12 protein-coding genes are annotated in these 13,266 nt (G+C 69.3%); 4 read left to right on the top strand and 8 right to left on the bottom strand.

Going from position 1 to position 13,266, the window contains the following annotated elements:
• Position 1 precedes the first annotated feature (1 nt).
• Positions 2-571 carry a F0F1 ATP synthase subunit delta gene (locus OXR08_RS02015; protein ID WP_112382074.1) on the bottom strand — a complete coding sequence of 190 codons (570 nt, stop codon included), beginning with the start codon at positions 569-571 and terminating at the stop codon, positions 2-4.
• Between the two features lie 226 nt (positions 572-797).
• Here OXR08_RS02015 and OXR08_RS02010 point away from each other — a divergent pair, with 226 nt between their 5' ends.
• A complete protein-coding gene (locus OXR08_RS02010) occupies positions 798-1,667 on the top strand; it encodes an Ada metal-binding domain-containing protein (protein WP_267347363.1) in 870 nt (289 codons plus the stop codon).
• On the opposite strand, the gene OXR08_RS02005 is transcribed toward OXR08_RS02010, so the two are convergent.
• On the bottom strand, positions 1,664-3,193 hold the full coding sequence (locus tag OXR08_RS02005; protein ID WP_267347362.1) for a hypothetical protein: 1,530 nt from the start codon (positions 3,191-3,193) through the stop codon (positions 1,664-1,666). The genes OXR08_RS02010 and OXR08_RS02005 overlap by 4 nt on opposite strands.
• A gap of 66 nt (positions 3,194-3,259) precedes the next feature.
• Positions 3,260-4,768, bottom strand: a complete 1,509-nt coding sequence (locus OXR08_RS02000; protein ID WP_267347361.1) for a trypsin-like peptidase domain-containing protein — start codon at positions 4,766-4,768, stop codon at positions 3,260-3,262.
• 142 nt (positions 4,769-4,910) lie between these two features.
• Between OXR08_RS02000 and OXR08_RS01995 the strand changes: the two genes are divergently transcribed.
• From OXR08_RS01995 to OXR08_RS01985, 3 genes are read left to right on the top strand one after another with little or no spacing between them, the layout of a single operon-like run.
• A complete protein-coding gene (locus OXR08_RS01995) occupies positions 4,911-6,464 on the top strand; it encodes a CpaF family protein (protein ID WP_267347360.1) in 1,554 nt (517 codons plus the stop codon).
• Positions 6,465-6,521: 57 nt separating this feature from the next.
• On the top strand, positions 6,522-7,745 hold the full coding sequence (locus OXR08_RS01990; RefSeq protein ID WP_267347359.1) for an aspartyl protease family protein: 1,224 nt from the start codon (positions 6,522-6,524) through the stop codon (positions 7,743-7,745).
• A gap of 11 nt (positions 7,746-7,756) precedes the next feature.
• Positions 7,757-9,211, top strand: coding sequence for a hypothetical protein (locus OXR08_RS01985; protein ID WP_267347358.1), 1,455 nt, complete (start codon positions 7,757-7,759; stop codon positions 9,209-9,211).
• Between the two features lie 6 nt (positions 9,212-9,217).
• Here the strand turns inward: OXR08_RS01985 and OXR08_RS01980 are convergent, their stop codons facing one another.
• The 5 genes from OXR08_RS01980 to OXR08_RS01960 all read right to left on the bottom strand — a co-directional run bounded on the left by OXR08_RS01980 (position 9,218) and on the right by OXR08_RS01960 (position 13,074).
• The gene (locus OXR08_RS01980) at positions 9,218-9,478 is read right to left on the bottom strand and encodes a 3TM-type holin (protein WP_149682158.1); all 261 of its coding nucleotides are present in this window, start codon (positions 9,476-9,478) and stop codon (positions 9,218-9,220) included.
• Positions 9,475-10,026: a glycosyl hydrolase 108 family protein gene (locus OXR08_RS01975; protein ID WP_267347357.1), complete on the bottom strand. Its 552-nt coding sequence runs from the start codon at positions 10,024-10,026 to the stop codon at positions 9,475-9,477. The genes OXR08_RS01980 and OXR08_RS01975 overlap by 4 nt, the downstream gene beginning before the upstream one ends.
• A gap of 89 nt (positions 10,027-10,115) precedes the next feature.
• Positions 10,116-11,021, bottom strand: a complete 906-nt coding sequence (locus tag OXR08_RS01970; RefSeq protein ID WP_174236632.1) for an ROK family protein — start codon at positions 11,019-11,021, stop codon at positions 10,116-10,118.
• 61 nt (positions 11,022-11,082) lie between these two features.
• Positions 11,083-11,796, bottom strand: a complete 714-nt coding sequence (locus tag OXR08_RS01965) for an HAD family hydrolase (RefSeq protein ID WP_267347356.1) — start codon at positions 11,794-11,796, stop codon at positions 11,083-11,085.
• Positions 11,797-11,850: 54 nt separating this feature from the next.
• Positions 11,851-13,074: a glycoside hydrolase family 27 protein gene (locus tag OXR08_RS01960; protein WP_267347355.1), complete on the bottom strand. Its 1,224-nt coding sequence runs from the start codon at positions 13,072-13,074 to the stop codon at positions 11,851-11,853.
• Between the last annotated feature and the right edge of the window lie 192 nt (positions 13,075-13,266).

The raw sequence follows: 13,266 nt of genomic DNA, 5'->3' as shown, positions 1-13,266 counted from the left end.
GTCAGCCTTTCATCGCGCTGGCGAGCGCATTCAAACGGGTGCGGATCGAGGAATCGATCATCTGGGAGCCGATGCGGACGACCAGCCCGCCGAGCAGCGCGGGATCGACCGACAGGTCGACCGAGACGTCGCGGCCGACACGCTGGCGCAACTGCTGCTTCAGCGCGGCGACCTGATCGTCGGTCAGCGGGTGGGCGCTCGTGACTTCCGCCGTCGTCTCGCCGCGATGGCGGCTGGCAAGCTGGCGAAAGGCGCGGATGATCTGCGACAACTGGCCCAGGCGACGGTTTTCCGCCAGCACGCCCAGGAAATTGCGGGTGGTGGCATCGACGCCCAACTGGTCGGCGACGGCGAGCACCGCCTTGACCGCCGCGCCGCGCGCCACGACCGGGCTGGTCGTCAGGTCGCGAAACTCGGCCGACTGGGCCAGCGCGTCGCGCACGGCCAGCAGGCTTGCCTCGACCGTGTCGATGCTGCGGCCCTGCTCGGCCAGTTCGAACAGGGCGAGCGCATAGCGTCCGCCCAGGCTCGCCTGGATGCCGCCTGTGCCACCTAGATTTCCGCCGGACATCTCCACGGACGCGAATTCCTCGTAATTACAAACGGGTTGCCCCCATGGGGAACGGGGCGCGAAATCGCGCCTCGGATGGGTTGGCGCGCGAGTAGCATCGGGAACCCGGCGATGCAAGCTGCGCCACCCCTTCCCATGACGGGATGGTAACAAGATCGTCACACCGGCGCCATGTCGTTTTGAGCGCAATCCGCGGGATGCGGTTTTGCCGCGACCACCCTAGATCATGCACATGGACGAGGACCGGGCCTGGATCGCCTTTGCAAGCCGCGACCGCGACGCCGACGGCCGCTTCGTCGTCGCGGTGCGCTCCACCGGCATCTATTGCCGGCCGAGCTGCCCCGCGCGCCGCCCCGCACGCGACAAGGTCGCTTTCTACAAGGATGCCGCGGATGCAAAAGCGGCGGGCTACCGGTCCTGCCGCCGCTGCCACCCGGACGCGGTGGCGCGCGATGCCACGGCGGTCGCACGGGCCGCAGCCATGCTGGCGCGGGACGGTGCGGTGCCGCTCGACCGGCTGGCACAGGCGGTGGGTTACGCCCCGCATCATTTCCACCGGTTGTTCAAGCGCGCCACCGGGGTGACGCCCGCCGCCTATGCCCGCGCGCTGCGCTCGGGCCGGGCGATCGCGGCGCTCGCCGGGGAAAACAGCGTGACCGAGGCGATCTACGCCGCCGGGCATGACGCACCCAGCCGCTTCTACGCCGCCGATGCGCCCCGGCTGAGCATGTCGCCCAGCGCGTGGCGGCACGGCGGCAGGGGGGAGACGATCCGCTGGACGATGGTCGCGACCGGCATGGGTCCGCTGCTCTTCGCCACCACCGCCCGGGGGCCGTGCCGGATCGCACTGGGCGAGGATGGCGCCGCACTCGCCGCCCGCTTTCCGGCGGCGACGATCCGGCCGGGCGACGCCGTCCTGCATGACCTGGCCGAGCGGCTCGTGACCCTGGCCGAATGCCCGGCGCGCAGCGACCTGCCGCCCGAGATACGGGCCACCGCCTTTCAGGAAGCGATCTGGCAGGCGCTGCGCACCGTCCCGCCGGGCGCACCATGCAGCCATGCCGAACGCGCGGCATCGGCCGGCGGTGCGGACTAGGGCGCCTCGCCCCCCGGCGCGGACTGCTCGGCATTGCCGCGGATGCGGGCCAGCGCTTCCTGCACCTTGTCGCTGTCCAGCAGCGCCAGCAACTGTGCCGCCGGATTGTCCGCCGGCGCGTGCGGATCAAAGGCCAATGGACGCAGGGTCGCGCGCGCGCCCTTGACGTCGCCCAGCTCGATCGCCTGTGCCGCCACCATGAAGCGCAGGCCCTGGTCCTGCGGCACCAGCTCGAACGCGCGGTACAGCCCCTGCACCGCCGCATTGGTCGGCTTGGCGCCGGCCATGCGATAGCTGCGATAATAAAGCGACAGCGGCTCGGCGGCGTCGGGGTCCAGCCGGTTCGCCTTCACGATCCAGCGCCGCGCCTCCGCCCACCGCGCCGGATCGCGGGAATTGCCTGCACGACGCATCAGCACCATCGCCTTGTAGGTCAGCGCCTGCACGGACTTCGGATCCTTGGCCAGCGCCCGGTCCGCCGCCGCCTCGGCCGCCGCGTCCTCCCCCGCATCATACGCCATCTCGGCCAGCCAGCCCTGCACCACCGGATCGTCGCCATAAGGCCCCACCGTGCGCAATGCGCGGTCATAGACCTCGCGGCCCGTTTCGCGATTGACGCCGCGTTCGGATCGCATGCGCAGGCCGATCATCGCCTGCTCGCCCTCGCTCAGCGTCCGGACCGCGATCGGGGGTACGGGCAGCATCGTGTATGGCAGGATCACGTTGGTGATGCGCGACGAGTTGAGATAGCGATCGAGATCCTTGTCCAGCGCCTTCAAACCACCGAACGCCGCCTCCCCTGCCTTCAGGCTGGGCACGCCTTCGTTCAACTGGCGCAGATAGGTCCCCAACTGGTTCTCGCGCTCTTTGCTGAACATCAGGTAATGAGTCAGCAGCCAGCCGCGCGCATAGACCGCCGCCCGTTGTTCGACACTGAGCTTGCGACGCGTGGAATCGAACAGCGTCTCGATGTTCATGTCGGTACGTAGCAAGCTGTAGGCGCGGTGCATCGCCGCCACGCCGACGCGCAACGCCTCCTTGTCGAAGGTGGCGGTGCTGACGAACTCGGCATAGCCTTCCGAATACCAGGCCGGATAGGCGGTGGATGCGTTGCCCAGCAGGAAGTGATGGGCATATTCGTGGAACAGCACGATCTGTGGATCGATGCTGCCCTCGCTGCTGCCGCGGCGCGGCGTGAACGCGATCGACCCACTGGCCCGCGGCTGGTAGAAGCCGGCGATGTTGGGGCATTTGCCGCACAACGACTGCACCTCGTTGGCGCTGGCCACTGTATAGACGGTGACCGGGTTGCTGGTCTGGCCGGGCTGCTCCGCCACCGCGTGCATGCGCCGCATCGCCCCGTCCAGCTGTTCCAGCCGCGTCGCCATGCGGCGGATATCGTCCTCGCCGGTATTGGCATAGATCACGAAGTGCTTCGCACGTGCCTCGCGCCATTCCGCCGCCGCCGGCGTGGCCATGCCCAGCGCCAGCGCGACACCGGCGACCCATCCCCCGAAACGCATCATCCCGTCGGCCCTCCCAAGCCCGTATTTCGCCCTATAGCGAAACAAAGGCGATGTGCGAGGGGAAGATCACCCCGCCTTGCGACAGGAATAGACCAGCTTCTCGTTGGGTAGCGGCGGCAGCGTCGCGCGGATCGCCGCCTGCTGGCGGGCCAGCGCGTCCTGCACCGCGTCCGCCGCCGAACAGCCATTGACCGGCTTGTCGCCCCGCGCCGCACGCGCCGCCGCCATGCCGGCTGCCGACAGGAAATAGCGTGTATCGGCATAGGTGCGGGTCAGCGGGTCGAAGCGCTGCACGGACACCGTCTGCTCGTCGTCGGGCACGGCGATCCGTTCCCAGCGCGCATCGCCCTCGGCAAATTGCTGCGTGCCGTTCATGCACCCCGCCCGGCCCCATTCCAGCGTCACCTCCGCCGTGGACGACATCGTCACCCGGCTGCGTTCGGGCTGCAGCGTGCAGACCAGCCGGCCAATCGCCGCGTCGCGGATCGGCATGGTCGTCGGCGCGACCGTGTCGGCGGGCAGTTCGGGCTCCCCCGATGGCCGCGCGACGAACACCACCACCGCCGCCAGCACGCCCAGCCCGCCACCGGACACCGCCCAGATCGCCGCGCGCCGCTGCCCGCGCGATTCGAACAGCCCCGCCGCGCCGATGCCGAGCGCCCCTGCGACCAGCAGCAGCCCGGCCAGCGCCATCACATTCTCGCGCGTCCGCTCCGCCTCGTCACGGGCGTGGTCAAGCGCCGCCTGCCGCTTCAGCGCGGCGGCCCCTGCCGCCTCGCGGCGGGCGGCGGCGGCATCCTCGGTGGCGCGGGCATCGGCGGCGCTGTCCTCGCGCAGCCGTTCCTCGATCGAGGTGCAGGGTCCGCCGGCCGAGACATAAGGCTGCTGCGCGTCGCGCAGGAAGCCCATCAACTCGGTATCCGCGATCGCGAAGCCGAAGGTCGAATCACCCTCGTCGGCGCGGGTCAGCGCGGAGTTGACGCCGATCACCCGCCCGCACGGATCAAGCAGCGGTCCGCCGGAATTGCCGCGCGCGATGCTGGCGGTGTGGAGCAGCACCTCGATCCCCGTCAGGCTGCGCCGCCCGGACGCCACGCCCTGCGAGCGGACCGGCGACAGCGGCCGGATATAATCCGCCGCCGACTGCGCGGTGGCCAGATCGACATTGCCGGGATAGCCCAGCGCGATCACCGCATTCCCTTCCGCCACCGGCCCCGTATAGAGTGCAACCGGCGGCAGCCGCGCCTCGGTGATCTCGATCAGCGCCAGGTCGCGCCGCGCGTCATAGGCGACGACCCGGCCCTGGTAGGATTTGCTGCCCTCCGACGGCACGATGCCGACGACCACATTGTCCGGATACCGCTCGGCCAGTTCCACGACATGCGCGTTGGTGACAATGCGGTTCGGCGCGACCGCGAAGCCCGATCCATGGCCGAAGCCCGCGACCTGATCGTCGACCACCGCGATGGTCACCACCCGCACCACCCCGCGGGCCGCCGCCGCGATGTCGTCGGCCCGCGCGGGTACGGCCAGGCCGACAAGGAAAACGAATGCGAGGGCCAGCCGGACGATCATCGCGCCCTCCTATCGCCCGGACGCGCCGCGCGGCAACCGCTTCTGCGCGGACATACGGGATCGGTGCGCGGGATCGTTGGTTAGGTATATGGTAAAGCTTGCCGTTTAGGCACCGATACCACTTGCAAGGGATTCGGGTCGGATGAGCGCGTTCGGGCGTCGCAGTGGAATGGGATCGGGTCAGCCCGCACGGCCGGCCTTTGGCGTCGCACGGCCGATGCACACCGGACAGGCCGGGGCGCGCGTGGTGCCGGCCGCCGAACAGGATCTGCCCCCTTCCGCCTTTGCCGCCCCCGAACCCGCCCCGCTGCCCGGCGGCGACATCGACGCCATCGGCCCCGGCACCATGCCCGGGCTGCAGATGGACGCGATGCAGCGCCTGGCCGATCGCCAGGCCTCCAGCGGCGACGCCGGCAGCAGCCGGGCCGAGGGGTTCGAGGCGTCGGTTCACAAGATCAAGGAACAGGTGCTGCCGCGCCTGCTGGAACGCGTCGATCCGGAAGCCGCGGCGACTCTCGGCAAGGACGAGCTGGCCGAGGAATTCCGCCCGATCATCGGCGAGGTGCTTGCCGAGCTGAAGCTGACGCTCAACCGTCGCGAGCAGTTCGCGCTGGAAAAGGTGCTGGTCGACGAGTTGCTGGGCCTCGGCCCGCTGGAAGAGCTCCTCGCCGATCCCAACGTGTCCGACATCATGGTCAACGGCCCCGAGCAGACCTATGTCGAGCGCAAGGGCAAGCTGGAGATCGCCAACATCCAGTTCCGCGACGAGGAACATCTGTTCCAGATCGCGCAGCGCATCTGCAACTCGGTCGGCCGCCGCGTCGACCAGACCACGCCGCTCGCCGACGCCCGCCTGAAGGACGGCAGCCGCGTCAACGTCATCGTGCCGCCGCTCAGCTTGCGCGGCACCGCGATCTCGATCCGCAAATTCTCCGCCAAGCCGATCACGCTCGACATGATGGCGGGCTTCGGCAGCATGTCGCCGAAGATGGCGACCGCGCTGAAGATCGCGGGCGCCAGCCGGTTCAACGTCGTCATTTCGGGCGGCACCGGCTCGGGCAAGACGACGATGCTCAACGCCCTGTCCAAGATGATCGACCCGGGCGAGCGCGTGCTGACCATCGAGGACGCGGCCGAGCTTCGCCTGCAACAGCCGCATTGGCTGCCGCTCGAAACCCGCCCCGCAAACCTTGAAGGTCAGGGCGAGATCTCGATCCGCGACCTCGTCAAGAACGCGCTGCGCATGCGCCCCGACCGCATCATCCTGGGCGAAATCCGCGGCGCGGAATGTTTCGACATGCTCGCCGCGATGAACACCGGTCACGACGGGTCGATGTGCACGCTCCACTCCAACTCCCCGCGCGAGGCGCTGGCGCGTATGGAGAACATGGTGATGATGTCCGACATCAAGGTGCCCAAGGAGGCGATCAGCCGCCAGATCGCCGATTCGGTCGACCTCATCATCCAGGTGAAGCGCCTGCGCGACGGCAGCCGCCGCGTCACCAACATCACCGAGGTGATCGGCATGGAAGGCCCGGTGATCGTCACGCAGGAGCTGTTCAAGTTCGAATATCTGGACGAGTCGGCCGAAGGAAAGATCATCGGCGAATATCGCTCCATGGGCCTGCGCCCCTATACGCTCGACAAGGCCAAGCAGTTCGGCTTCGACCAGGCGTTCCTGGAGGCGTGTCTCTAAAGGGCACGGCGGCGCCACTGGCGCGTCGCCGGCGCTTGCTCTAGGGCCGGCGGCACGATGCGCCGCCTGCTGGTCCTGGCTCCCCTGTTGATCGCCCCGTTGGTGGTGGCGACGACCCATGCCGGGCAACAGGCGTCTCCGCCCAGCGTCGTGGCCGAGGCCACGCGCGATCCCGGCACGGGCCGGCTGGCGGACGACACCGAAAATCGCTGGGTGCCCTTCACCCTGACGCCGGGCAACCAGATCCGCTTCACCATGACGCTGGACGGGCGGCCGGTGTCGGCGATCCTCGACACCGGGGTCAGCTTCACCGTGCTGGCGCGCACCTCGAAGGCGGTGGTGCAGAAACGCCTGCGCAGCGGTGGCAGCGCGACCGCGATCGGCGGCGCGGTGGCGGTCGGTTGGATGCCGACGCGTCGCGTCGAACTGGGCGGCCTGACCCGCACCGGCGGCGGCGTCACCGTGGCGGACCTGCCCGCCATCGCGACGGGCGATGCCGAGCCGGTCGATCTGCTCGTCGGGCGCGACCTGACCGCGCTATACGCGCTCGACATCGATTATGCGGGAAAGCGCTTCCGCCTGCTCCCCTCCGGCCGGATGCCTTTCGCCGGCGCGGTCGCCCCCCTCACCATCTCGGCGCAGCGACGCGTGTACGAAAGCGCGATGCGGCTGGGTGCTGGCCGGCTGGCGCCGGTCATCGTCGACACCGGCGACGGATCGTCGGTCACCGTCACCCGCGCCGGCTGGACCGCAGCGAGGCTCGACCGCCTGCCCGTCACCAGCACGATCGGCTTCGGGCTGGGCGGCGCCAGCGTCAACGAGCTGGCGATCGTCCCGCACCTGACGCTGGGCACGCTCGACGCGCAGAATGTGGAGGTGCGGATCGAGCCGCCGGGCGGCTTCAGCCAGTCGATCGGCGTCGCCGGGCGCATCGGCTCGGGCTTTCTCGGGCGGTACCGCGTGCTGCTCGATCCCTATGCCGGGCGCATGGTGCTGAAGGGTGACGGCACGCAGACCACCCCGCTGCGCTCGACCAGCGGCCTGCTCGTCGGCGTCACGCCGGATCGCCTGCGCGTGCTGCACGTCATGCGCGGCAGCCCGGCCGAGGCCGCCGGCTGGCGCACCGACGACCTGATCTGCGCGATCGACGGCCAGCCGGTGACGCGGGATTATGCCACCAGCCCGCTTGCCCGCTGGTCGGTGGCGGCGCCCGGCACGGTGGTGCGCCTGTCCGACTGCGAGGGGCGCACCCGCGCCCTCACCCTGCGCCGCTTCTACTGAGGCGTCTTCCGGTGAAGCGCGCCCGCGACCTCCTGCTGTTGCTGCTCGCCGCCGTCGCGCTGCGCGGCTGGGACATCGGCAACCCGGTGATCCATGTCGACGAGCAATATTATCTGCTGGTCGGCACCCGGCTGCTGAACGGTGCGGTGCCCTATATCGACATCTGGGATCGCAAGCCGATCGGGCTGTTCCTGCTCTATGCGCTGTTCGCCGCCGCGCCCGGCAAGGGGATCGTCGCCTATCAACTGGCCGCGCTCGCCGCCGCCTGGGGAACCGCGGCGCTGGTCTATCTGGCGGCGGGCCGGATCGGGGTGCGGCGGCGCGGTGCGCTGGCGGCGGGCGCGGTCTATCTGATCGCGCTGATGCTGCTCGGCGGGCGCGGCGGCCAGTCGCCCGTCTTCTACAACCTGCCCATGGCCGCCGCCGGCTGGCTGACGCTGGGCCTGCCCGCGCTCGCCGCGCAAGGGCAACGCACCCGCATCCTGTGGAACGGCGCCGTCGCCTGCCTGCTGGCGGGCATCGCGATACAGATGAAATACACCCCCGCGATCGAAGGGGCGTTCTTCGGCATCGCGCATCTCTGGTTCCTCCGCCGCGCACAGGCCCGCTGGCCCGCCATCGCCGCCGCCGCGCTGTTCTGGGCGCTGATCGGTCTTTCCCCCAGCCTCGCCGCGCTCGGCTGGTATTGGGCGCATGGCTGGCTTCAGCCTTTCTGGTTCGCCAACATCACCTCGATCGCGCTGCGGGCGCCCTATCCGCCGGACCAGCTGGCGATGCGGCTGCTCGGCATCGCCGCGCAGCTCGCCCCGGTCATCGTCTCCGCCGCGATCGCCTGGCGCCGCCGCCCGCGGGAGGGCATCCGGGCAAGCGCGAACCTGCTCGCCTGGGGCTGGCTCGCCGCCGCCACCGCCGGCTTTTTCGCGATCGGCACCTTTTTCGACCATTATGCCCTGCCGCTGCTCGCCCCCCTGACGCTCGTCGCCGGCCGCTGCTGGGGCCGCTCGACCCGCGCGCTGGTCGCCACGCTCGGCCTCGGCCTGACGATCCTGTCGGTGGAGGCGCTGACCGCGCATGACGATGCACCCGGTGCCTATCGGACCGCGCGGATCGTCGCCGCGAACAGCGGCACCGGCTGCCCCTATGTGTTCATCGGCGACACCATCACCTATCAACTGGCCGACACCTGCCTGCCGACGCCCTATGCCTTTCCCAACCTGCTCGCCTACACCACCGAGCAGGGCGCGACGGGAATCGACGAAGCCGCCGAAGTCCGCCGCATCCTTGCAAAGCGGCCGCCGGTCATCGTCACCTCCGACCGGCGGATGCGGATCTGGAACCCGGGCAGCCTCGCCGCGCTGAAGGCGACGCTGACCCGCGACTACCGCGCCGTGTTCCGCACCCGGCGGGCAAGCTGGCACACCATCGTCTTCCTGCGCCGCGACCTGCCCTACCGCGATCCGCGCTGATCGGATCTACCGCCGCTTCCCCCACTCCCGCGCCACCGTATAGCCCAGATATCCGGTGCCGAAGAGCGCGTAGAGCGGCTCCGGGATCGCCGCCAGATACGCCGCCATGCCGCGGATCATCGCCTGCGCCATTGCCGGGCGCAGCCCCGCGACGATGCTCATCGGCAGGCTCCACAACAGGAACACGTACATCACGTACAGGAATGCCGGCCGCGCCTGCGCCGTCCAGCGGTCGACCGGCTCGGCGGGTTCGTCGCCCGCCGTCATGCCAGCACCCCCACCCGGTGCGCCAGCCAGCCATACAGGAACGCCTCGTTCGCCGGCCGCCGCTCGGCCAGGGTGATATAGCGTTCGCCGCGCAGCGCCTCGATCGCCTTGACCAGCACCGCCTCGCCGTCACGCCCCCGCCGCACCAGATACGCATCCAGCGCGGTCAGCGTGGCATCGCCGATCCGCCCGTCGCGCGCCACCTCCGGATAATCCGCCGCGCCCCGATTCAGCGCGTTCAGCGCGCGCTGAAGAAAGCCGATCGGAACGCGCGGTCCCATGTTCACGCCCCCGTCGAACAGTTCGGCCGCCAGCATCGGCGTGCGCCGCGCGACCCGGTCGATCCCCGGCCCCTTCCAGTAGCGGGTCCGGTAGATATCCTCCGCCACGCTGCGCGGCAGTTGCCGGATCGCCCCGGCATAGCCCCCGGCGCGCGCCACCGCCTCAGTGATCCCGAAGCGCGTCGGCCCGCCCCGGTCGGCGGGATGGTCGACATAGCCCCCTTCGCGCGCGACCACGCCTGCAATCAGCCCATCGATATCCGTCATGCCCGTCTCCCCCGGGCAGCAACGAACCATATCGGTTCGCTGTAGGACAGCGATTTCGGCGAGAGGCCGCTATTTTGTTGGAAACGCCCTCAGCGCGCCGGCAGCACCGTCTGCGCCAGCGCCAGCGTGCCGAGCGGCCCCGCCTGGTCGCCCAGTTGCGCATGAACGATCCGGTTCGCGACCTGCGCGGCATCGACGAAGGGCAGATATCCGGCCAGCTTCGCCACCACGCGCTGCTGCACCATCGGCAACAGATGCTGCTGCCCCATGCCGACGCCGCCGCCGACCACGATCCGCCCGCACGCCAGCGTCAGGAACAACCCGACAAAGCTTTCCGCCAGCGCATCCGCGACAAAGGTCCATGCGGGGTCGTGCGCGTCCAGCTCCTGCGCCGGCCGCCCGGCGCGCGCCGCGATCGCCGGACCGGATACCAGCCCCTCCAGGCAATCGCCATGAAACGGGCAAACCCCGGTAAAGCCGTCGCCCGGCATGCGCCGCACGCGGACATGCCCTGCCTCGGGATGCATCCGCCCCGACACCGGATGGCCGCCCGACACGATGCCCATGCCGACGCCGGTGCCGACGGTGACATAGACATGATCGCCCAGCCCCTTGGCCGCGCCCCAGAATCCTTCCGCCAGCGCCGCGCCGGTCACGTCGGTATGGATCGCGATCCGCTCGCCAAAGCCTTCCGCCAGCGCGCCGCGCACATCCGCTCCGGCCCAGCCGGGCTTGGGCGTCGCCAGCATCCGCCCGTAATCGGCGCCATGCGCGTCCAGCGCGATCGGCCCGAAACTGCCGATGCCCAGCGCTTCGGGCGCATAGGCGTCACGCCATTCGGCCAGCTTGGCGGCCAGCACCCCCAGCGTGGTGGCCGGATCGGTGGTGGGGAACCGTTCGGACACCAGGATCTCGCGTCCCCGGCCGATCAGCACGATCGACTTGGTGCCACCCAGCTCGACGCCGGCGACGATGCGATCGGCAGCTTCGGTCATTATTTTCTCCCAACCCCCATGATGTAATCGATTGTTGCGGTGCGCGGTACGACGGAGCGGGTCAAGGGGCTGTACGCCCCGCGCCGATCGCATCGATCCAGTCCGGCAGTTCGGCCAGCCTCGTCAGTTCGCGGAACCGCGGATGGTCGCTCGGCGCGCGGCCCTGTTCGTGCACCCAGGCCCCCGGCTGCGGCACGAACGCCGCCCAGGCGCCCGCCTCCAGCGCGGGCAGCACGTCCGATCGCATCGAATCGCCCGCCATCACCGCGCAGGCCGGATCGATACCGTGGCGTGCGAACAGCCGACGGAACGTGTCCGGCGTCTTGTCGCTGACGATCTCGATCCCCGCGAAACGGTCGCCCAGTCCCGAGGCCGCCAGCTTGGCCTCCTGGTGCAGCAGGTCGCCCTTGGTCACCAAGATCAGCCGCCCCCGCTCCGCCAGCCGGTCCAGCGTGTCTTCGATCCCGTCCAGCAGTTCGACCGGATGCGCCAGCAGCCGCCGACCCGCCGCCAGTATCTCGCCGATCGCCCGGACCGGCAGGCGGTCGCCCGCCAGTTCGATCGCGGTTTCCACCATCGACAGGGTAAATCCCTTCGCGCCGTAGCCATAGACGGACAGGTTGCGCATCTCGCACGCGTCCATCGCGGCCCGCGTCACCTGCGCATCGGCAAAGGGCTTGAGCAGCGCGAGCAGCGCCGCCTGCGCTTCCTCGAAGTGGCGCATATTGTGCCACAACGTGTCGTCGGCATCCAGGCAGATGAGATCGATTGGCATGGCGCGGCCGTTAGATCAGAACGGCACGCCGGTCCATCGCAGGTCCGGTGGCGATCACGGCTTCACCGTGACCATCACCACGCCGTGCGCCGGCACCTTGGCGGCGAAGCGCCCCGTCTTGCGGCCCAGCGAACGATGCGCCCACAGGTCGCGCACCTCGGCCCGCACCGCCTTGGTCAACCCGATCTCCGGCCAGTCGACCGCCATGTCCGCTGCCTGTTCCGAACGATTGAACAGGATCACCGCGCGGCTGCCATCCGCCAGCGGGCGTGCCCACACCTCCAGGTCGCCGTCGTCGCGCACCCGCCGGCCCTGTTGCCCCAACGCATCCTGATCCACCGCGATCACCTCCCGGTTGAGCAGGATCGCACGCGTGTCCGCGCTCATCCCCACGATATCGTTCCCCGCGATCAGCGGCGCCGCCATCATCGCCCACAGGCTGAAATGCGCCCGATACTCCGTGTCGCTCATCCCGCCATTGCCGACCTCCAGCATGTCGGGATCGTTCCAGTTACCGGGGCCGGCATGCGGGTAGAGCGGCTCGTTCAGGTCGATGATGTCGAGCAGGCCGATCGACCATTTCTCCCGGCCCTTCCAGGCATCACGGATATCGGCGGACGTCCGCCAAAGATTGCCGATCTTCTTGCCCCATTCCCAGGGGCGGTTGTTGCCCCATTCGCAGATCGCCAGCACCACCGGCCGGCCGGTCGCCTTCAACGCGTCCGACATCAGCGCATAGGCTTCCTCGGCATTGCGCGTGCCGGTCGAGCACCAGTCATATTTCAGGTAATCGACACCCCAGCGGGCATAGGTCAGCGCGTCCTGATATTCATGGCCCTGGCTGCCCGGCTTGCCGCCGCAGGTCTTGGCGCCCGCGTCCGAATAGATGCCGAACTTCAAACCCTTGGAATGAACATAATCGGCCAGCGCCTTCAGACCGGAGGGAAATTTCTCCGCGTTGGCGGTGATGAAGCCGTTCGCGTCGCGCTCGCCGTGCCAGCAATCGTCGATGACGATGTAGCGATAGCCCGCCTCCGCCATGCCATTGCTCGCGATCGCGTCCGCCATCGCCCGCACCGTCGCCTCGTCGATACGGCACCCGAACTTGTTCCAGCTATTCCACCCCATCGGCGGCGTCAGCGTCAACCCGTTCGCCTTGCGATTGGGGTCGAGCGACGGCCGCAGCGTATTGGGATCGAGGAACTGGTCCTGTGCCGCGGCCGCACCACCGGTCATCAGCAACAGGGCCGCCATCGCATTCTTAAAGCAATTTGCCATTATTATCCCCTCCGCTGCGTGGTTTAGGCAGAGCAGCGGCGGGACACAAGGGCGGCAAAGTAGCCCGGCCGCATCATCCGTCAGGACGCTGCGGCCGGATCTGTTGCCTTGGATCGAATTCGATCAAACTTGGTCGCCCCCACCTTGCGCTGCTTTCAGCGTCTTTTCCCTCTCCCGCCGGGAGCGGCGCAG

This window comes from Sphingomonas sp. GM_Shp_2, assembly GCF_026540875.1.
Taxonomy (GTDB): Bacteria; Pseudomonadota; Alphaproteobacteria; order Sphingomonadales; family Sphingomonadaceae; genus Sphingomonas; species Sphingomonas carotinifaciens.
Note: the sequence above shows the minus strand (reverse complement) of the source record. Positions and strands in the feature narration are given on the sequence as shown.

Coding starts and splice junctions, on each gene's coding strand:
- OXR08_RS01995 (WP_267347360.1), top strand. CDS start 4,911: ATGAGCGCGTTCGGGCGTCGCAGTGGAATGGGATCGGGTCAGCCCGCA.
- OXR08_RS01975 (WP_267347357.1), bottom strand. CDS start 10,026: ATGACGGATATCGATGGGCTGATTGCAGGCGTGGTCGCGCGCGAAGGG.
- OXR08_RS02010 (WP_267347363.1), top strand. CDS start 798: ATGCACATGGACGAGGACCGGGCCTGGATCGCCTTTGCAAGCCGCGAC.
- OXR08_RS01980 (WP_149682158.1), bottom strand. CDS start 9,478: ATGACGGCGGGCGACGAACCCGCCGAGCCGGTCGACCGCTGGACGGCG.
- OXR08_RS02005 (WP_267347362.1), bottom strand. CDS start 3,193: ATGATGCGTTTCGGGGGATGGGTCGCCGGTGTCGCGCTGGCGCTGGGC.
- OXR08_RS01990 (WP_267347359.1), top strand. CDS start 6,522: ATGCGCCGCCTGCTGGTCCTGGCTCCCCTGTTGATCGCCCCGTTGGTG.
- OXR08_RS02000 (WP_267347361.1), bottom strand. CDS start 4,768: ATGATCGTCCGGCTGGCCCTCGCATTCGTTTTCCTTGTCGGCCTGGCC.
- OXR08_RS01970 (WP_174236632.1), bottom strand. CDS start 11,021: ATGACCGAAGCTGCCGATCGCATCGTCGCCGGCGTCGAGCTGGGTGGC.
- OXR08_RS01965 (WP_267347356.1), bottom strand. CDS start 11,796: ATGCCAATCGATCTCATCTGCCTGGATGCCGACGACACGTTGTGGCAC.
- OXR08_RS02015 (WP_112382074.1), bottom strand. CDS start 571: ATGTCCGGCGGAAATCTAGGTGGCACAGGCGGCATCCAGGCGAGCCTG.
- OXR08_RS01960 (WP_267347355.1), bottom strand. CDS start 13,074: ATGGCAAATTGCTTTAAGAATGCGATGGCGGCCCTGTTGCTGATGACC.